Source organism: Adhaeribacter aerolatus, from assembly GCF_007991635.1.
Classification (GTDB): domain Bacteria; phylum Bacteroidota; class Bacteroidia; order Cytophagales; family Hymenobacteraceae; genus Adhaeribacter; species Adhaeribacter aerolatus.
The window spans coordinates 60,757-79,715 of the sequence record NZ_BJYS01000013.1 but is presented as its reverse complement, the minus strand read 5'-3'; the positions used below and the strand labels follow the sequence as shown (position 1 = coordinate 79,715).

Here is an 18,959-nt window from a genome sequence, read left to right as displayed (position 1 = left end):
TATTTTAGGGTTACCGGATTAATCTCTTTTCTGTTGGTCCTGCTCTTTCGCCAGGAATTCGCCTAACGCATCTAATTTGCCCGACCAAAAAGCCTTGTATTGTTCTACCCACTGGTTTACCTGCTGCAGTTTCCGCAAATCGGCTTGGCAATACCGCTCACGGCCCTGCTGGTTAATAACTACCAGCCCGCACTCGGTTAATATTTTTATGTGCTTGGATATAGCCGGCCGGCTTACGTTAAATTTCTCGGCAACGGCATTTAAGTTAAGTTGCTGGTGAGCCAACAGGTTAATAATTTCGCGGCGGGTAGGGTCAGCAATGGCCTGAAAAACATCTCTTCTCATCTTTCGGTAATATACAATGCGTAACCGTTTGGTTACAAATATAAGAACTTAGAATAAAATAAAAATGCTGCTTTACTATAAAGCGGCCTTTTTGCTAATATTTTTAATAATAAGGTGTTTACCTCTTAAAAATTACTTCTTCGTACTGGTTATAATAGCTGCCATTTCGTTCTACTTTAAAGCTGCCTTCCAGTATCATTTCGGTAGTAGTAAGCGACTTAATGGTGTAGGTGCCGTTTATACAAGCGGGTTTGCTGCTCTTGTTGTCGAAGCCCAGGAAATAAGTAGTGGGAGCAGAGCGGTGGCCCGAAATGGTGAAGCTGCCTTTGGAAGTATTGCCGTCAAAAAAGTCGGAGTAAATCATTTGGCCGTTGGTATAGGTCTCGGTAGTGAGATTGATATAATTGCCCGAGCCAATCTCTCTGGCTTTCCAACCCGCGCTTTCGAATTGGGTTTTGTAGGAAACCAGGTTCCACTTGCCTAAGATGGGTGCCCCCATTTTAAAGGAAACCGGCGAGCCACTTACCAAAGAACCGTCTTTTTTCCGGGTAATGGCTTCTACTTCCTGTATGCCATCGTGGCCGGGGTAAAACTCAATGCTGGCAATGCCGTCGTCATCTACCCAGCCCGAGCGGGAAAGGGATGTGGCGGTATTTTGAACAGATGCCGTTTGCGCGGAATACAACTTGCCGCCACCCGATTTTACGCGCCATTCTACCTGAACGCCGGCTAATAGCTTGCCAGTGGCATCTTTTACCTTTACTTGCAGCGGAATAAATGCCCGGCGGTCGGTACTGGCAAAAGGTTGCAAATGGCCACTGTAGCTTTCTATGGTTTCGGCGTAAACTTTCAGGCCGGTTACTTGGGCGCTTACCACTTTCTCCTGGGTAAATCCTTCTTTGGTTACTTTAATTTTAAAATCGAAGGATTCGTCTTTCCCGGACAAAGACTTGAATCTGGCGCTTTCGCCGGCTTTGCTTATTAATTGCACCTGGCTGTTAGAAATAGCTGTTATCTGAATATTTTCGGTGGCTAAGCTAATCAACCGCTCACCCGGCTGAAACGTTGGAAGCTCGCCGAACAAGACGGTAAGTTTATTCCAGTAAGTGTTTACGCGGGCAAAAATATTTAAGAACGAAATGCTGCTGCGGGGTATATAATTGGTTTCGGTATTTTGATTATCGGCGGCGCTAAGCGTTCTAAAGCCTGCGTCTAAATTTAAATCTTCGTCCTTATCAGTTTGGAAAGAAATATTCATTTTCTCGAATAATTCCTGTCGGAATATCCAGGGGGCTTTTAAAAACAATTTTGTATCATATCGTAGTTTTAACCAGGCAGGCCAAACTTCGGTTACGCCTAAATATAGGGCCATGGTAACAGGCAGGGCCATTCCTACGGCGGTAATACCTAAAGCCACCGGTCCCAAAGCCGAAAGTTTTAAGGCCACGCCTCCCATAACACTGGCCATGGCTACCATTTCCAGCATTTTTTTAGCGCTAACATTAAAGGCGGCGTAAGAGTTGGCCATATTGGCCGATGTGCAATCGTAAAACGAGCGATAATCGGTTTCGGGGCAATCGGATTGCCGGTTTACCTTGGCCAGCCGGAGGGTAGTGGCGGCATCCAGGTTAGTAGTTACCTGGTTGGTAAAAGCCGTAAAAGCGGCTTTGTTTGCCTCGTAAAATAATACGGTTTGCCTTTTTTGCTCTGCTGGTAAAGCGTTTAAAGCTTGTGTAAAATTATTCTTAAACAAATTCAGTTGCTGTACTTCTTCTTTTTCGGCATCAGTAGCAGGGTTTAGCGCTGCTAACCGGGTATCGAAATTTCCGAATACGGTTGTAAATAATTGTTCTGAACTTACTTCAATGGTTTTGGCTACGGTGAAATCGATAGTTGTGGAGGCAAATTTAAGTGCCTGTCCGCCGGCGGCCACGTCCGGTACAATAAAAGTAAGGGTGCTGTCCGAGGTTTTTATTAAATCAACCGGAACCTGACCAAACGTACCCTTAGTAGAACTGTCTACTGTTTTTTGGGTATTCAGGGTAACCAATTCGTAGGTTTTAACATGGGTACTTTCGACGGCAAAAGTAGAATCCTCGGGTTTTACAGGGTTTTTTTCGGTTTCGGAGCAGCCGTTAAAAAGGGCTGCCACCAGCAATAGTAAGGTTAAGAATTTTGGGCGCAGGATACCTGCCTGGTAATACTGTTTCATGTTATTGCATTTAATTAATAATGCGTTGTTGTGATGTGGGCTGATTGTAAGTTATATGACTTAAAAATATTCAATTTCAAAATAAATACTAAAAATTGATATTTAAAATAGCTGAATATAGATATTTTATAATTTTCATCTGTTTAAACATTTTGTGTGGTATAATAATCAGGCGATTAAGAAATTGGTAAAAAAGCCGTGGTTAGAATAATAATTATTTGAGAGTAGATAATGGACAGGTGTGAATTCAGTTTAATATTATTAATCTTCTAAAAATAAATTTTGTGACGTGTTTTGTATTAATAGTGCTTTATTAACTTGTGAATATTGTTTTAAGCCGGATGGTAACGTGTAAGGTTCTTGCCGGTTGAAGCTATTTTATAAGTGCTTTGTATTGCGCAGGCATTTATCGCTAAGTAGCTTATGGTGCAGCAGCGACATTCTGGTTAACTAAAGTAAATCTAAGTTTAAGGCTAGCCGCGCTGGCGCCGCTATTCGTTTAGATTCTGGCTTAAAGCAGAATAGAACCCGCGTTTGTTAAAAGCATTAAAGAAGCCATAGCGGCTTTTAACTGATAAGATTTGCCCTTATACCGTACTTTTAACTAAATAAACCGTTTACTTCACAGAAGCCGCTTGGCATTTAAAAACAAGCTGGAATATACCATTGCCTAGACTGCGCGTTTTCACTGGCAAGTAGTTGGGCAGTAGCTTTATAATGGTTGGTGCTAGCCCGCCGTTAGTGCCTGCTTTTGGTCGGAAAAGAAAGACGAAACAACTCCCCCATTAATATTTATCAGTTGTACCGCTGTTCTTAATCATTTTATTATAATTCAATTAGCAACACCTTTGCAGCAAATTTACCCAACCCAACCTAAAAGAGTAACTGGTAAAACCGATTTGGCTTAATTAAATAATTAAAAAATGAAAGTAGTAACCAGCAGATATTAACCACTAAATATTTAAATGATGCTAACAGCAAAACAAAAAGAATTAGTTAAAGCCACAGTGCCCATTTTAAGGGAACACGGCGTAGCACTAACCTCGCACTTTTACAAGCGCATGTTTGGCCACAACCCTGATTTAAAAAACACTTTTAACATGGGTAATCAGCAGAGTGGTAAGCAGCAAACCGCGTTGGCAATGGCGGTACTGGCCTACGCCGAAAATATTGATGACCCCTCGGTATTAACCACGGCCGTTACCCGCATCGGGCATAAACACGTAAGTTTAGATATCCGGCCCGAGCAGTACGCCATTGTGGGCCGCAATTTGCTGGCTTCTATCAGCGAAGTACTGGGCGAAGCCGCTACGCCAGAATTAATTGAAGCTTGGGGCGTGGCGTATAACCAGTTGGCTAACCTGATGATTGGGGTGGAAAGCAATTTATACCGCGATGCCGTAGCCAAAGAAGGTGGCTGGACCGGCTGGCGGCCTTTTGTGGTGAAGCAAAAAATAAAGGAATCCGAAGAAATTACTTCTTTTTATTTACATCCGGTAGATGGCGGACAGGTAGCAGACTTTTTACCAGGGCAATATATTAGCGTACGTCTGTTTTTACCAGAATTAAAATTATTTCAGCCGCGCCAGTATAGTTTGTCTAATGCACCCAATGGCGGTTTTTACCGCATTTCGGTTAAAAAAGAAACCGGCGCACATATTAAACCCGACGGTATGATTAGTAACCGGCTGCATGAGTTTGTAAAGGAAGGCGATATTATTGAAGTAGCGCCGCCGGCCGGCGATTTTGTGCTGGATGTTAATAAAACCAATCCGGTTGTTTTAATCAGCGGGGGCGTAGGGCAAACGCCTTTAATCAGTATGCTGGAGTCGTTGGTTAATACCGGTCGTAACCGCGAAATTGTTTGGATACACGGCAGCCGTAACCAATCTGTACATGCCTTCCGCGAGCCAATTATCCGTTTAGCCAACCAGCACAATAAACTAAAAAAACATATTTTTTACGATTCGCACCACGAGCCTTTACCAGTAGAAGGATATTATACCGGTATTGTAGATTTAAACGTGCTGCAGGACAAAGCTATTTTGCCCGATGCTGATTATTATATCTGCGGCCCGGCACCCTTTATTAAAAAGCAGTACCACGATTTGGTGGCTTTAGGAATTTCCAAAGAAGCAATTCATTACGAGGAGTTCGGCCCTACCATGCTGACGCTAAATTAAACAGGTAAGTTCTGGTGCAAACCGGTAAAATAAATAATGGGCGAACGGAGCAGCTTAAAACTGCTCCGTTTTGTTTGGCTCCTTTTGCTGAAAACCATTAAGCCAGCTTGGGCGATTTAATTGCTGGTTTTATGGTATCAACTGTAAAAGATTGCTGGCGGTAACCAAAATAATAAGTCCAGGGTATAAATAATAACTGCAAAGGAATCCGGAACCAGAGGTAATTAAGGCCGGGGCCGGTATAAGTAGCCGACGGAATATCTACGTGCTTAAACGCAGCCACAATATTGGCGGGCAGCACAGCCAGGAAAAATAAGAATAGCAGCACGCTGGTAAGCCGGCGGGTAGATTCAAATAGCAAACCAATTCCGAAAATTATTTCCGACACGCCGGTAAAGTAAACAAGGGCCTCTTTGGCCGGTAGAAAATCAGGCATAGTAAGCACCATGCCTTTGGTCAGGTAAAAATGCGAGGTGCCGGCAAACAGCAGCATGGCGCACATGGCTACGCGGCCACTTTGGTTTAAGTTTAATTTTCGGAGTTTTAGGGCGCGGCCCAATGACCAGGTGGCCGCGAAAACAGCCAGCAGAACAATTAATGGTGCCATAACTTACTTATTTAGGGTTGATACAAATTTTATTTACCTGCTTTAGCCCGGTTTAATATTTAGCTAAACGGTAAGACAAAGATGCAACCAAGCTAACCCCATAATAAATGATGTAGGTTAGGAATTTACAGCCAGTTTATGCCGGATGCGGCTTAAGCTTTCGGGATGAATGCCCAGGTAAGAGGCCAGGTGCTTTACCGAGATCTGGCTAATTAATTTCGGATTTTTCTGCAACAGGTTTAAATATTGCTGCTCCGCCGATAGTGATAGTAAATCTATTTCGCGGTTGGTTTTTTGCACGTAGAGCTTTTCGGCAAACAAGCGGCCAATCCTTTCGGCGTGGTGATATTGCTGATAGGTATTATAAAGATGCTGGTGGTGAATACGCGATGCCTGTACCTGTTCGAGCGCCTGCAAACTTACGCGCGAAGGCGTTTGGGTAATAAAAGAAGAGAACGCTGTTACAAATTCGTTTTCAAAATGAAAGTTAAGGGTAAATTCCTGCTCTTCGGTTTGGTGGTAAACCCGTACAGCCCCGGTATAAATAAAATATAAATACTGCGCGGTTTCGCCGGCCCGGCACAAATAATCATGCTTGGGAAAAGTAACTTCTTCCAGGTGTTGCGCAAAAGCCTGCCATTCTTCTTCGTTAATACCGGCCATCTGCCGGAATATTGCCTGTATCTGGTCGCGGCGCAACATGGAAGCTAAATCTGCTCAGGGGCAATTAATTCATCCAGGTTGTTTTCCAACTGAAACTGTACTTCGCCGGTTTCGGTAATACCTATTTTTTGCCAGCCCGATTTCTGGTAAAACTTTTCGGCGCGGGTGCCGGGAGCAGTCGTTAAGGTTAATTTTGGAATACCCCGTGAGAAGCACCAGGAAATCATCATGTCGTGGAGCATACGGCCGATAAAGTTGCCCTCCTGCTCGGGCAAAACAAACAAAGCCCAAACCAGCGCTTCCTGTAAGTCTACAATAGCAAAGCCCAGAATATCACCTTCTACATCGCAAACCCAGCCTTTGCCTCGTTCCGTTAGCAGCAGGGTATAATCTTCCGGAGTAATGCGCGCGGGGTCCGACAATTTATTTTCCTGCACGGCCATTCTAACGGTGTGCATCTTAGGGATGTCTTCTATTTTGGCTTCTCTAAAAAACATGTATAGTCTTATTTAGGTCAATGATTAATTGGCCGGCACAAGGCTATTGCCCTACGCATGTTGCCCAGGTAATTAGCCACAGATACCTTTAACTTGCAGGCATTTCTCTTTTCTACGATAGAAATAAGTATAAAGAGAACCAATATTTAGTAAAAAAAGTAAAATAATACGCCTATTTACTTATTTTATTTCTTAGGTAAGCTTTTTTATTGACGCTGGTAGCAGTAGTATGCCGTTAATAGTCAGTAAATTAAACCAAGTTGGATGATGGTATTATTATTTATAAATTTACTCCAAGATAAAATTTATGACTACCTACGATAGTACCGTTGTTGCTAAATATTTATTGGCGCTGGCCTATAAAAAAGGTATTGTCCTGAATGTAACCAAGGTACAGAAATTACTTTTTATTGCCTACGGTTATTTTCTGGCCCGGTATAACCATGTTTTATTAGACGAGAAGCCCAAAGCCTGGCCATTTGGGCCGGTGTTTCCTAAAACCCGGAAAGGCGTTGATTTTGATAAAGTAATTGAGGTATCCGACGATTCGCTGAAAGAGATTGCCGGGGACCCGGCCGTTACGGAGGCTTTAAATAAAATTATAGATAATTATGCCCCATTCAGCGCTACCCAACTATCCGACTGGTCGCATATGCCGGGCAGCCCCTGGGATAAAACTACGAAAGAAACTTCTTTTACCTGGAACCAGCCCATTCCGAACGAGTACATAAAAGAATATTTTTCTGAAATTGAGATATAAATATACGTGGCCAGGAATTTAGCAGATATTATCGGATCGCGGCCCACCAGCCAAGATCCCGACGCTGACATAGACTCGGGCGATTTAATGGCCCAGCGCCGCTTATTCGAAAACCAGCGTTACCGCGAAGATACCTCGCACCGCAAATGGCTTGCCGTCTGGACCGCCGCCGTAGTTACCCTCTGGTTAATAGCCGTGCTGTATATTTTGCTGATGAATAAAAAGAATATTGGCTTAGGCGATACGGTTTTGGTGGCTTTGCTCGGAACCACTACTTTAAATGTGCTGGGCTTGTCTTATATTGTTTTAAGAGGCCATTTTAGTGTGGTTGAAAGAACCGGGTGAAAGTAATAGATACCTGCCGGCCTGTTTAAAGGAATTTATTGGCGGAAAATTGAAGAAAAGTTTTATTGGAGAATATTGTAAATAAAAATACCTGACCTGAAAATTCAGGCCAGGTATTTTTATTTACAAGCGGGGCCGCTTAGTAACCTGGGTTTTGCTCAAATTCCCCTTCGTTCAGGATAAGGGCACGGGAAGGAATCGGGCGCAGCACTTTCAGGGCACCGCCGGCACCTTCAAAAGGATTAATGCCCCGGTTAAACCAGTTGCGAATATCGCGGTTGTACAAACGGGTTCTTTCTACTAAGGTGCCGGTACGTTTCAGGTCGAACCACCGGTGGTATTCGCCGGCCAGTTCGCGGGCTCTTTCGTCCAGAATAAAATTAATGGTTACATCGGCTGGTGTAATGGCCATTGCGCCTGGAGTACCCGGTTTAGCGGCTCTTTTTCTTACCTCGTTTATGCGTTGAGCCGCCGTAGCGTTATCGCCTAATTTAAAGTAAGCTTCCGCGGCAATCAGGTACGTTTCGCCTAAGCGGGCCAGGAAAATATCGCGGGTACTGGTGGGGTTACCAAAAGCGGCTTTGGGGTCGTCGAACTTTTTAATAGCTGGCGTGGCATTATCTAAAGCGGTGCTGGTAGAGGCTTCCCAGGCGGCGGAGTAAGGAATTACCTGCGCGGCATTGCGGCGGGTAGGGTTAGCGGCCTTCCAGGCGGCAATATCGGCCGGGCTCGAAGCCCATTTTGGCGCATAGTAAAACCGTACGTTTAGGTTATTTCTTTCGGAACTCTTGTCGTAGTAATCGTAGTAGCGGGTATAATATTCCAGCATAAAAGTGGCATCAAACCGGGCATCGTTCTGGGTAAAAGCATCGAACAAATACATGGTTGGTACCAAGCGGTAAGCCCGTTGCGGATAACCTTGAGCAGCGCCCTGGCCACCCATGTAAGGCCCGAACCAATAGTTCTGGTTATGACCACCCGATTGCGGATTTTGAATAGAACCCGGGTCGTACTGAATAGAGAAAAGAATTTCGGCATTGCGTTCGTTGCCCGGATAGAAGAGCGTTTCGAACGGAATGGTTAAGGCTTGGTTAGCAATAGCGGCATCGGCAAGGGCGGCAGCCTGTACGAAATCTTCGCGGCTACCAAATGTTTCGTAACCCCGGGTCAGGTGTACCTTGGCCAGATAATGCCGAATGGCTCTTTTAGATACCCGCCCGAATTCAGATGGATTTTCTGGTACGGCTGCCAGCGCTTCGTTCATTTCTTTCAAAACAAAGGCATAAACTTCTTCGGCCGAATTGCGCTGGAACGAGCCCTGCGGTGCCGTAAACCGATCGGTAACTAAGGCTACACCGCCAAAATTCTGTACCAGCAGGAAATAGTAGTAAGCTCTTAAAAACTGAACTTCGCCTTTCCGCACGGGTAAATTGGCGTTGGTGGCGGTTTTGTCGTTGAAGTACAAGGCCGTATTACAAACCTGAATGGCGGTATAAGCGTTGCGGTAAAAAACTTCTACGGCGGCTTCCTCGGGCGTTAGTTCGCGGTATTCGCTAATGCCTTTGGGCTGGGCATCGCGGCCTTCCACAAATAAATCGGTGCCGGCAGCAAACAACCAGGGCTCGCTGTAAACGGTGCGCAAAGTAGAGTACGCCGAATTCACCAGTTTATCGTAGCCCTCAGCAGTGGCATAATATTGGTCCGATTCCATATTGGATCGGTTTTCTTCTTCCAGAAAATCCTGGCAACTGGTGGCCGAGAGCAGGAAAATAAATACTAAACTTAATATATTATACTTTTTCATTTCTATTCAGATTAAAATTTCAGATTTACCCCAAACTGGTAAGTAACGGTGCTAACCCCGGTATTATTTAAAGATTCGGCGGCGTATTCCGGGTCAAAACCATCGTAATCAGAGAAAACAAACGGATTTAATATATTGCTATACAACCGCACGCTCTTAATTTTTACCCGCTCCAGCAAGCTGGCCGGCAGCGTGTAACCCAGCGAAATATTCTGTACTTTCACAAAAGAGGCATCTTTGTAATACCCTACCAAAGACCAGTAATCGCCGGGGCGGCCCGGCATAGGGTAGGTGTTCGAAACCCGAGCCGGGGTAATATTATTAGCAGGCATGTAATAATCCACGTCCAGTTTGGTCCGGCCGCGGTCGGCTAAGTTGGTAAATTCCTGATGGAACGTGCTGAGCACCTGGTGGCCTTGGCGGGCAAATAAAGAAGCTGAAAAATCGAAGCCCCGGTACGTGACCGATGTAGAGAAACCACCGGTCCATTTGGGGTCGCGTTGCCCGATAATGGCGCGGTCGGCATTATTTAATACGCCGTTGCCATCTATATCTTTTACCCGGGCCATGCCGGGAATTTGTTTGTAAATAAGCGCCTGGTCGGCTTCGTTTTCCTGCCAGATGCCATCAAAAATATACGTGTAGTTTACGTTAATGGGCTCGCCGATAAACCAGGCGTTGCCGGGTAAATCTTCTTTTTTATCCAGCAGTTCCACAATTGCGTTTTTGTTGCGGGCAAAGTTAAAAGTAGTAGACCACTCAAAGTTATCGGTAGCAATATTTACCGTTCTTAAAGATAATTCCACACCTTTGTTACTTACCGAACCAACGTTGTCTTTGATAGATACCCAGCCGTTTTCCATAGCCACATCACGGTCCATGATTACACCCTGCGAAAGTTTATCATACACATCAATAGAGCCGGAAACGCGGCCCATAAATAAGGCATAATCCAGACCCAGGTCATATTCGCGGGTTCGCTCCCAGGTAAGGCCAGGGTTGGGCAGGCGGTTAGGCGTATAACCTAAGCCCAGTGTACCGCCGAAATCGTAGAAGGTAGGGCTGCTCAGGTTCATTTGGGTACCGTAAGCACTAATGTTATTGTTATTACCGGCAACCCCCGCACTTAATCTTACTTTTAAATCGGTCAGGAAATCGAAACCATCCATAAAACTTTCCTCGGATAAGCGCCAGGCAATAGCCGCCGACGGGAACGAGGACCATTTATTCCCTGGCGATAGTTTAGAAGAACCATCCCAGCGGGCGGCCAGGGTTACCAAATAGCGGTCGCGGAAGGCGTAATTGATCCGGCCCATGTACGAAATAAGCGATATTTTGCTGAAATCACTTTCAATGCGCTCGCGGCTGGAAGCGGTACCCAGGTTATAGAAAGAAGAATTAAAAGGCAGGTTGGTTACCCGGCTAAAATTGCTTTCGTAGCGCTCCTGCTGAATGCTGTGCAAACCGGTAAAAGTAAAGCTATGTTCTTTAAATGCTTTGTTTACAGTAACTATGTTATCTAAGATATAAGAGAAAGCTTCGTTGTTACGCAACTCGGCCGCCGGCTGTAAGCCGCCCCGGCTTTCGGTTTGCGAACCCCAGAAACGACCGTTTCTTTCGAAGGTAACGCGCGGCGAAAAAGTAGACCGGAAGCTTACGCCTTCTACAGGTGAATATTGCAGGTATAAATTACCAACCCCAAACGAACGGCGGGTATTATTATCTGAATTCTGGTTGTCCAGAATAGGATTTACTGAACTAGTCATACTGGTAACGTTGGTGGTACCAGGTATTGGAATCTGGCCCGGCCGGAACACCAGGTTACCCTGATCATCGTACGGTTTAAAAATAGGTGCCATCCGGAAGGCATTGGTAACAGCCAAATCACTGCCCCGTTCAATCTCGGAGATTGCAAAATTAAAGGCAGCACCAGCCGCCCAGTGGTCGTTGAGTTTGTGATCTACGCTGGCTTTAAAGTTATACCGATCGAAATATTCGTTAATTAAGTTACCTTTTTCGTTTTGGTAACCCGCACCCAATACATATTGCATGTTGTTGCTGCTGGTACCCGAAACCGTAAGCCAATGGTTGTTTTGTACCCCGGTTTGCATTACCAGATCGCGCCAGTTGGTATAATCATTTTCGGCAATGCGGCGAGCTACTTCCGGGTTATTAGATCCGGCGGTACTAATATCAGTAGGGTTGTTGCCCGCGATCAGTTCCGGTACGATGTAAGAATTTTGCCGGAATTCCCACCACTCTGGCCCTTCCATAAAATCGGGCATGCGTACGTTTTGCCGGATACCTGTATAGCCGTCGTATGAGATAGTAGCGCCGCCTTTTACCAGATTACCCTGTTTGGTGGTAACAATAACTACCCCGTTAGAACCCCGGGAACCATATATTGCCGTAGAAGCCGCATCTTTCAAAACATCCATTTTGGCAATGTCCTGCGGATTCAGGAAGTTAATATCCGGTACAATTACGCCGTCTACCACGTATAAAGGCGAGCCGCCGGCCAAAGAGTTTTGCCCCCTGATTTGAATATTATAGTTAGTACCGGCCCGACCGGAACCCGCCGAAATATCGACCCCGGCTACCTGGCCTTGCACGGCTTGCAACGGGTTTACCGTACCGCGTTCGGCAATGGCTTCGCCCGCTACGCTGGCCACGGCTACGGTTACATCACCTTTTTTCTGGGTACCATAACCCACTACCACCACTTCTTCCAGGGCTTTGGCATCGGGCCGCAACGTAACGTTTAAGGTAGTACGATTATTAATGGCTACTTCCTGCGTAGTGTAACCTACATAAGAAAAAACCAAAGTAGCGTTGCCATCTGGTACGGTAAGCGAATAAGAACCATCTACGCCGGTGCTGGTACCGGTGGTGGTGCCTTTTACCTGCACCGTAACGCCGGGCAGCGCATCGTTGTTTTCGCCGGTTACTTTACCCTGAACGGTAACTTCTGCCAGCTTATTTTTAAAGCTGATGCTGGTACTTTTATTATTTAAGAAGGCAGCGGCCGCTTTACTTGCCTCCGGGGAAGTGTATGTCCCGGCTACTGCTACTGTGCTTTCGGCCTGCGCCAGATTCGGCTGCAAAGGAAGCAACGGCAGTACCCAGAACAGATATTGCGGGCAATGTAATCTTTTTTTCATGTTAGAACATTTTAAACAATGGGTGGTAACAATGTGAGTAAGAATACTGTATTTAAAACAGAAAAAGTATTTAAATGTACGGAAGATAAGGCAATAAACAGATCAATATTTTGAAAATTTTGTAATTATTTAAAGTTATTGTTAAATTTTTGTAAATATTTTTTACGCAATCGATGGAGTCTTCAGAATATTGCAATGGTACTGCCGAAGTGGTTAGTCAAAAAAAGGAGGAGCGAATAGGTTAAATTTGTCTTTATTTAAATCTGAGTCGGGCTAAGTTATCAGTAGGGATAGTTTTTCTTTTTACCGGGCGGCTATAATCTTAAAACCGGCTGACTGGTATTTTGCAGTGCAGGTTTACCGGAGAAGCAGTAATGTTCTTTACAATATTGTCAGCACTGAGGATTGATATTTTACGGATATTTCAACATTATTTAAATGCTTAAGTAATTCGTCTTCAGTCATACCTATTCGATATTATTTGATATTACTACGGGTAATATTTTAATAATGATTATGCCGTCGTATAAAAACTGCGTTTTTAATTACCTTATTAGCTGACCAGGCAATTGCTATTACCGGCGGAACCAGGAAGTAAGCCAGGTTAAACAGAAGCCTGAATAGGAACCTTTACGAATGTAGTTATTTTGGAGTATGTAATAGGTAGGTAAAACACTTGTCTTAATAATTAAAAACCATTATCTATCGGTTATGAAAGATAAGAATCTATTTTTGGTGACTACGCAGGACAACCAACAGCTAGACCTGACCAAAGCCAAAGAGTTGCGCAGCAATAATTTGTACCCGTTCGGGAAGCATAATTACGCTATTTACCGGTCGCCGGAGGGCTTGTATGTAAAAGGTTTAAACACGGGGATAGGCAGCCACATGCTGAATACCTACACCATAATTACCGAAGCAGAAGCTTTGCAATATCAGCACCCGTACGTGCGCGAAGAATAAAGAAATACCTTGCTTCCAGAAAAGAAAAAGGGTAAACATTTTATTGTTTACCCTTTTCAAATATTATAATATGTGGGTGCTATCGTATCCATTGTAACTTTTTCGGGGAATTGGCGGGGGTTAATGCCTTAAAAGATTCTTTTTCTGCTTCGTATAGCTTCTCGTATTCTTCCTGCGATAGTTCTTCCCGCAGCGCTATATAGAACTTAGATAATTCGGGGTAGTTCTGGAACCGCTCCATTCTTTCCTGGGGATTGTTTAAATCATAGTCAAAAAAATGTTTCATCACATCGGTTTTAAGAGGTTGATAAATAATTATTTGGAAGGGATATTACTGCCTTTTTTATTAAAAGGTTAAGTCTCAGGCAAGTATTTTTATGCTTCCTGAAAAATTAGGTATTTATGCGGAGGAAAGTTTGCATTTTAGAAAGGGTGTTTTGCGCCTCAGGATATATTTGGCTATAAAATAAGGCGCTCTTTTCATCCTCACCGTGCTTTGGGAGTTTTAGAATATCGAATGTTTTATCTCTATTGATTAATCAGTAAATAACCTCTTGCCCATACGCCCAAACTGGCTTTTGCACCAATGGAAAGAATTACGGCTCTTGCTATTTTATCGTCTCCCTATTTAATAAATATAAATTTAAACGGGCTTGTAGTTTCGAAGATAATATTCGTTTTTGCTGAAAGCGTTTTTACCGGAATAGGATTACTGGCAAGTCTTCTGAAAACTTACCAGATTTTCTGTTTTTGGAAACAGTATTCTGGCGGTCAAAAATTAAGGAGGGCCTTTGGAATAACACTTCTGATGATTTTTTTAATAATTATCATCTGCTTAAATTTAAGAATTCTGGAGTTATACCTTAGCTAATTTCCCATACTTCATTCTAATAGCTTTAGCTTGTAATCGAAAAAATAATTACTAAAAACTAATTACTAATTGCTAACTACTCTTAACAATGAACCGACGAAATTTTATTAAAACTTCGGCTGCCGCCAGTGTCGCCTATTCAGCCTGGTCGTTGCCCCTAATTTCGGTAGCCGGAAAAACCCGGCCATACCGCACGGCTTTGGTAGGTAGCGGCTGGTGGGGCATGAATATTTTGCGCGAAGCCATTGCCGCCGGCGAATCTAAAGTTGTAGCATTATGCGATGTAGACCAAAATATGCTCACGGCCGCCGCGCTGGAAGTAGAAAAATTAAATGGCGATAAGCCCAAAAAATACGGCGATTTCAGAGAGTTGCTGGCCCGCGAAAAACCCGAAATTGTGATTGTAGCTACGCCCGATCATTGGCATCCGCTTATTACTATTGCCGCCGTGCAGCAGGGCGCGCACGTGTATGTAGAAAAACCCATTAGCCACACCATAAATGAAGGTAAAGCCATGGTAAAAGCCGCCCGGGCGAACAACCGGATGGTGCAGGTGGGTACGCACCGTCGGGTATCGCCGCATAATGTATCGGGCATGGAATTTTTGAAATCCGGGAAAGCAGGCAAGATTGGGATGGTACGGGCGTTTGTACACTACGGCGGCGGCCCCGGTCAAAAAACACCCGACAGCGAAGCCCCGCAGGGCTTGAACTGGGAAATGTGGTGCGGTCCGGCTCCCTTCCGGCCCTATAACAAAACCATTCACCCGAAAGGCTTCCGGGCTTATTTAGATTATGCCAACGGGCAACTCGGCGATTGGGGTATTCACTGGCTCGACCAGATTTTGTGGTGGACCGAAGAAAAATTCCCGCGTAAAATATTCTCTACCGGCGGCCGTGCTATCCGGCAAGACAACACCGATGCGCCCGACCACCAGGTAGCTACTTACGAGTTCGAAGATTTTACCGTAAACTGGGAGCACCGTCAGTTTGCGGGAAATAACGCCGAGAAAGGTGAAAACGTGGGCTGTTATTTTTATGGTACCGAAGGCACGTTTCACATGGGTTGGCACCAGGGCTGGACTTTTTACCCCACCGATAAAAACAAGCCGGTATTGCACGAAGACGCCAGGCTAAACCAGCCCGACAGTCAGAATATTAAGCAATTGTGGGCCAATTTCCTGCAATCGGTAAAAAGCAAACAACTACCGGTTTGTGACATTGAGATAGGCCATCGCTCTACTAATATGGCTCTGCTGGGTATGCTCTCGTACAAACTAGGCCGCAGCATAGCCTGGGACGGCGACAAAGAAATTATCCTGAACGACCCCGAAGCCAATAAATTACTCAGCCGCGAGTACCGCGGCGAATGGAAGTACCCGGTGGTGTAATTTAGTTATGGTTAGGTGTAATTGAAATAAGTAAAATGGCGCATTGGACTTTTGAGAATTATTTGAAGATAGTTTTATTAATCGTAGGGCCATTAGTTTTAATGGCACATGTATATCAATCTCAAAGAGTTTATAAAACTGAGTTACTTAGAAATAATTCTATAAAAGCATGGATTATTAAAAATGGTAGTGGATATTTAATTGGTGTAGGTTCCCTAATTATCCCATTAATAGTTTTAGGGCTTTCTGATTATTTGTATTATAATCTATTAGGTGATAAAGTTAAGACAGAAGAATTAAATATAGTTTATAAAAACCAAAGTTTGGCGACAAACTCTTTTCTAATTCTTTCAATTCCTAGCCTCATATTATTTGCCTTAAAATATGATAAAACTGATAGAGGGACGCATAATCGAAATTTATTGATTGTCATTGTAATAGTATGCTTTTTTATCAACTTATATTCCCTATCAATTACTACACCCTTTCTATACTGGTTGGATTGATTGAAAAGGCTAAAGCACATAACCACACCTATAAAACAATGAATCGCTTTTTAGCCAAGTACATTATGGTTCGGGAAAACAAAATAAGTTTTTACAGAAGTTTGTCAGGATGAACAATCAACCTAATTTTAAATAATAGGTTGATTTTATATAAAAAATTTATTCATGCGCTTTCTACTTGTTATAGTTTCTTATTTAACGCTTAGTTTATCAGCTTTTAGCCAAACCGACCCGGAATATTTTGGCCAGAAATTTAATTTATTACCCGGAAAAGAAGGCGCGGCCTATTATAAAGTTACAGAATTTACAGATAAGGGAAAAAGCAGCAAAACCGAAATTACTTATTTTATAACCGGTGAGAAACATGCCGAAACCAACTTTATCAAAACTCCCGAAGGTGTATTTTTTCCGGAAGGTTTAGCCCAAAAATGGCATAAAAATGGTCAGTTATATTACACTACCCAGTACCGGCAAGGCAAAAAAGAAGGGCAGGCTGTTGGGTACTATGCTAGCGGGCAACTTAAGCGCCGCGAAAACTTTATTAAGGGGGAGCTGAAAGTTGGTGAATGTTTTAACGAGGACGGAACAGCGGTCAGCTTTTATCCGCACGAAGAACTGCCGGAATTCCCGGGTGGGCCTAACGCATTACTTAAATTTTTGACGAATAATTTAAGATACCCGGCGGCGGCACTGCGAGACAAAGAGCAAGGAGTTGTTGTGGTGCAAGTAATTATTGATGAAACCGGCAAATTTATTAGCTCAGAAGTGGTAAAAAAGGTCTCCTCATCGTTGGATAGGGAAGCTTTACGGGTGGCGCGCGCCATGCCAGATTTTAAACCGGCTATGGAAGAAGGTGTGCCAAGAGCCTACGTTCATGCTTTGCCTTTCCGGTTCGGGTTACAATAGTCAGAACAGCTTAACATAACCAATAATAATGCGTGTTATGCAGGAGCAATTTCAGCCTCTGCCTTAAAATTGACTATTTCTTTAAAAATTACTTCGCTCCAGTCGCCAGTAAATATATTCCGGGTCCAGGTGGCCCAGGTTGGTAAAGCCGTTTTTCGTGAGCACTTTGTGCGACGGGTAATTATCGGGTGGGGTAGTAGCTATCACGGCTTTTAAAGTCTCGTGCCCGAAAGCCCACCGTAACAGGCAAGCCAACGCTTCAGAAGCGTACCCTCGACCGTGGTGTTTTGCATCTAGGCCGTAGCCCACCATGGTTTCGCCGTTCGCGTCGGGTAAACCGGCAAAACCAATACCACCCACCGATATATTCTTCTCCGGCAAAATAATTTCCCAGTTGGTTACCCAAAAATAATGGTTGGGGTGAGCCGCCGTACCGGGTAGCCAGGTATTCAGCAAAGCGTCCTGTAGCTCGGCCGCAATCTGGGTATCCATCTGAATGATATTGGCGTTCAGGCCCAATTCTTTTTCGAGAGCGGTCCGGCTCTGCGCCCATAATTGCAATTGCCGGTTGGTTAGAGGTACTAACTTTAAGCGCTCAGAATAAATCGCATCCATCCGAATTAATAGTTTAGTAATTGGTAAGTACCAGCATAGCCGACCATTGGGCATTACTCGGCTTTGTATTCCAGAATATCGCCGGGTTGGCATTCCAGTTCGCGGCAAATGGCTTCGAGCGTAGAAAAGCGCACTGCTTTGGCTTTACCCTGTTTCAGAATAGATAGGTTAGACATCGTAATATCAACCCGCTCCGAAAGCTCCGTCAGCGACATTTTCTTTTTTACCAGTTGTAAATCTAAGTTAATATAAATCGGCATCGGGTTCAAACGGTTAATTCCTGCTCTTCTTTTAACCGGGTACCAATCCGGAATATCTCGGCAATTATCAGCAAAATTAAACCAATAAATACGGTTTTGAAATCGAGCGTCAGGTGGGTTTGAATGACGCTGCCGTCAATAACAAAGTTTTGCCGCAAATACCAGTTCAGAAATAAATCGCGCATAAAAGTGAGTGGGGCAATTAAAATAATTAACAAGGCAATCTGCCGGAGGCGTTGCGCATTTTCAATTACAAACGGGTTGTTATCCGTCAGGCTGTCGAATATTTTGCGCAGCAGGTTGGTAATGCCCAGCGAAATGGCAAAGCCAATCCACATAACACCCAGGTTATAAATTACCAGAGGGACGCTTTTGTCTTGGGTAAAGTACAATTCGCCGGCGTTTAATTTTAAGGTAACGTTATTAATATTAGTGGCAGTTGGCGCAGGCGTAACCGCCATCGGCTTACTTTGGGTTAATCGTACCGTTAAATCGCTTTGAATGTTATCTTTAGCAATAAAGCTTATGGTTAAAAGTACCGTGAGCAGCACCAGAAAAAAAAGCTGAATATACCAGCTGGCGTAAATAATAAATTTTAGGAAAGCGGAGAGGGAATATTGGCCTAAGGTTTTCATAGCATAATAAGTTTAGAGGCTTTTAACTCGACCAAAAGAAATAATAATTTATTAATTATCAAAATGTATTTATTGTTATTCGATAAATATATTTTGATAATTAATAAAACAAGTAGCCGTCACTTTTACTTTCTATGCAAAGGCGCTGCTGCCTTACAACTCCTTTAGCACAATAAAGGGTACTATTTTATGGCCTTGTCAGGGATTTGTGCAGGCTGGCAATTTGTTAACCAGGT

The 18,959-nt window shown here is 43.9% G+C and carries 19 protein-coding genes; 8 read left to right on the top strand and 11 right to left on the bottom strand.

Features of this window, described 5'->3' with window-relative positions; genetic code table 11:
* Positions 1 to 18: 18 nt before the first annotated feature.
* Together AAE02nite_RS09720 and AAE02nite_RS09715 are read right to left on the bottom strand one after the other, a co-directional pair.
* On the bottom strand, positions 19 to 345 hold the full coding sequence (locus AAE02nite_RS09720) for an ArsR/SmtB family transcription factor (RefSeq protein WP_146897530.1): 327 nt from the start codon (positions 343 to 345) through the stop codon (positions 19 to 21).
* Positions 346 to 463: 118 nt separating this feature from the next.
* Complete coding sequence (locus AAE02nite_RS09715; RefSeq protein ID WP_146897529.1) at positions 464 to 2,557, bottom strand: hypothetical protein; 2,094 nt, start codon at positions 2,555 to 2,557, stop codon at positions 464 to 466.
* Positions 2,558 to 3,522: 965 nt separating this feature from the next.
* On the opposite strand from AAE02nite_RS09715, the gene hmpA reads away from it, so the two are divergent.
* Positions 3,523 to 4,740: an NO-inducible flavohemoprotein gene (gene hmpA / locus AAE02nite_RS09710; protein ID WP_246150917.1), complete on the top strand. Its 1,218-nt coding sequence runs from the start codon at positions 3,523 to 3,525 to the stop codon at positions 4,738 to 4,740.
* A 97-nt stretch (positions 4,741 to 4,837) separates the two neighbouring features.
* Here hmpA and AAE02nite_RS09705 read toward each other — a convergent pair whose 3' ends face one another.
* The 3 genes from AAE02nite_RS09705 to AAE02nite_RS09695 form a co-directional block, all read right to left on the bottom strand.
* A complete protein-coding gene (locus AAE02nite_RS09705; RefSeq protein WP_146897528.1) occupies positions 4,838 to 5,347 on the bottom strand; it encodes a DoxX family protein in 510 nt (169 codons plus the stop codon).
* Positions 5,348 to 5,464: 117 nt separating this feature from the next.
* A complete protein-coding gene (locus AAE02nite_RS09700; protein WP_146897527.1) occupies positions 5,465 to 6,049 on the bottom strand; it encodes a Crp/Fnr family transcriptional regulator in 585 nt (194 codons plus the stop codon).
* A 5-nt stretch (positions 6,050 to 6,054) separates the two neighbouring features.
* Positions 6,055 to 6,507, bottom strand: coding sequence for a GNAT family N-acetyltransferase (locus tag AAE02nite_RS09695; RefSeq protein WP_146897526.1), 453 nt, complete (start codon positions 6,505 to 6,507; stop codon positions 6,055 to 6,057).
* A 307-nt stretch (positions 6,508 to 6,814) separates the two neighbouring features.
* Between AAE02nite_RS09695 and AAE02nite_RS09690 the strand changes: the two genes are divergently transcribed.
* Complete coding sequence (locus AAE02nite_RS09690) at positions 6,815 to 7,267, top strand: Panacea domain-containing protein (protein ID WP_146897525.1); 453 nt, start codon at positions 6,815 to 6,817, stop codon at positions 7,265 to 7,267.
* Positions 7,268 to 7,273: 6 nt separating this feature from the next.
* Positions 7,274 to 7,612 (top strand): hypothetical protein, encoded by a 339-nt coding sequence (locus tag AAE02nite_RS09685; RefSeq protein WP_146897524.1) that lies wholly within the window; start codon positions 7,274 to 7,276, stop codon positions 7,610 to 7,612.
* Between the two features lie 139 nt (positions 7,613 to 7,751).
* Here AAE02nite_RS09685 and AAE02nite_RS09680 read toward each other — a convergent pair whose 3' ends face one another.
* Both AAE02nite_RS09680 and AAE02nite_RS09675 read right to left on the bottom strand, forming a co-directional pair.
* Positions 7,752 to 9,416, bottom strand: coding sequence for a RagB/SusD family nutrient uptake outer membrane protein (locus AAE02nite_RS09680; protein WP_146897523.1), 1,665 nt, complete (start codon positions 9,414 to 9,416; stop codon positions 7,752 to 7,754).
* Positions 9,417 to 9,427: 11 nt separating this feature from the next.
* Positions 9,428 to 12,577 carry a SusC/RagA family TonB-linked outer membrane protein gene (locus tag AAE02nite_RS09675; protein WP_146897522.1) on the bottom strand — a complete coding sequence of 1,050 codons (3,150 nt, stop codon included), beginning with the start codon at positions 12,575 to 12,577 and terminating at the stop codon, positions 9,428 to 9,430.
* A 711-nt stretch (positions 12,578 to 13,288) separates the two neighbouring features.
* On the opposite strand from AAE02nite_RS09675, the gene AAE02nite_RS09670 reads away from it, so the two are divergent.
* Positions 13,289 to 13,540, top strand: a complete 252-nt coding sequence (locus tag AAE02nite_RS09670; RefSeq protein ID WP_146897521.1) for a hypothetical protein — start codon at positions 13,289 to 13,291, stop codon at positions 13,538 to 13,540.
* Positions 13,541 to 13,619: 79 nt separating this feature from the next.
* Here AAE02nite_RS09670 and AAE02nite_RS09665 read toward each other — a convergent pair whose 3' ends face one another.
* The gene (locus AAE02nite_RS09665) at positions 13,620 to 13,826 is read right to left on the bottom strand and encodes a hypothetical protein (RefSeq protein ID WP_146897520.1); all 207 of its coding nucleotides are present in this window, start codon (positions 13,824 to 13,826) and stop codon (positions 13,620 to 13,622) included.
* 300 nt (positions 13,827 to 14,126) lie between these two features.
* Between AAE02nite_RS09665 and AAE02nite_RS26270 the strand changes: the two genes are divergently transcribed.
* The 4 genes from AAE02nite_RS26270 to AAE02nite_RS09650 all read left to right on the top strand — a co-directional run bounded on the left by AAE02nite_RS26270 (position 14,127) and on the right by AAE02nite_RS09650 (position 17,213).
* Entirely contained in the window at positions 14,127 to 14,411 is a 285-nt protein-coding gene (locus tag AAE02nite_RS26270) for a hypothetical protein (protein ID WP_170252567.1), read from the top strand.
* An 88-nt stretch (positions 14,412 to 14,499) separates the two neighbouring features.
* Positions 14,500 to 15,801: a Gfo/Idh/MocA family protein gene (locus AAE02nite_RS09660; protein ID WP_146897519.1), complete on the top strand. Its 1,302-nt coding sequence runs from the start codon at positions 14,500 to 14,502 to the stop codon at positions 15,799 to 15,801.
* A gap of 35 nt (positions 15,802 to 15,836) precedes the next feature.
* The gene (locus AAE02nite_RS09655; RefSeq protein ID WP_146897518.1) at positions 15,837 to 16,307 is read left to right on the top strand and encodes a hypothetical protein; all 471 of its coding nucleotides are present in this window, start codon (positions 15,837 to 15,839) and stop codon (positions 16,305 to 16,307) included.
* Between the two features lie 165 nt (positions 16,308 to 16,472).
* Positions 16,473 to 17,213 (top strand): energy transducer TonB, encoded by a 741-nt coding sequence (locus AAE02nite_RS09650; protein ID WP_146897517.1) that lies wholly within the window; start codon positions 16,473 to 16,475, stop codon positions 17,211 to 17,213.
* An 81-nt stretch (positions 17,214 to 17,294) separates the two neighbouring features.
* Here AAE02nite_RS09650 and AAE02nite_RS09645 read toward each other — a convergent pair whose 3' ends face one another.
* Genes AAE02nite_RS09645 through AAE02nite_RS09635 form a run of 3 tightly spaced genes read right to left on the bottom strand, consistent with a single transcriptional unit; the run spans position 17,295 to position 18,723 of the window.
* Positions 17,295 to 17,828, bottom strand: a complete 534-nt coding sequence (locus AAE02nite_RS09645; RefSeq protein ID WP_170252566.1) for a GNAT family N-acetyltransferase — start codon at positions 17,826 to 17,828, stop codon at positions 17,295 to 17,297.
* A gap of 53 nt (positions 17,829 to 17,881) precedes the next feature.
* Complete coding sequence (locus tag AAE02nite_RS09640; RefSeq protein WP_146897515.1) at positions 17,882 to 18,088, bottom strand: helix-turn-helix domain-containing protein; 207 nt, start codon at positions 18,086 to 18,088, stop codon at positions 17,882 to 17,884.
* A 5-nt stretch (positions 18,089 to 18,093) separates the two neighbouring features.
* Positions 18,094 to 18,723, bottom strand: coding sequence for a DUF2975 domain-containing protein (locus AAE02nite_RS09635; RefSeq protein WP_146897514.1), 630 nt, complete (start codon positions 18,721 to 18,723; stop codon positions 18,094 to 18,096).
* Positions 18,724 to 18,959 lie beyond the last annotated feature (236 nt).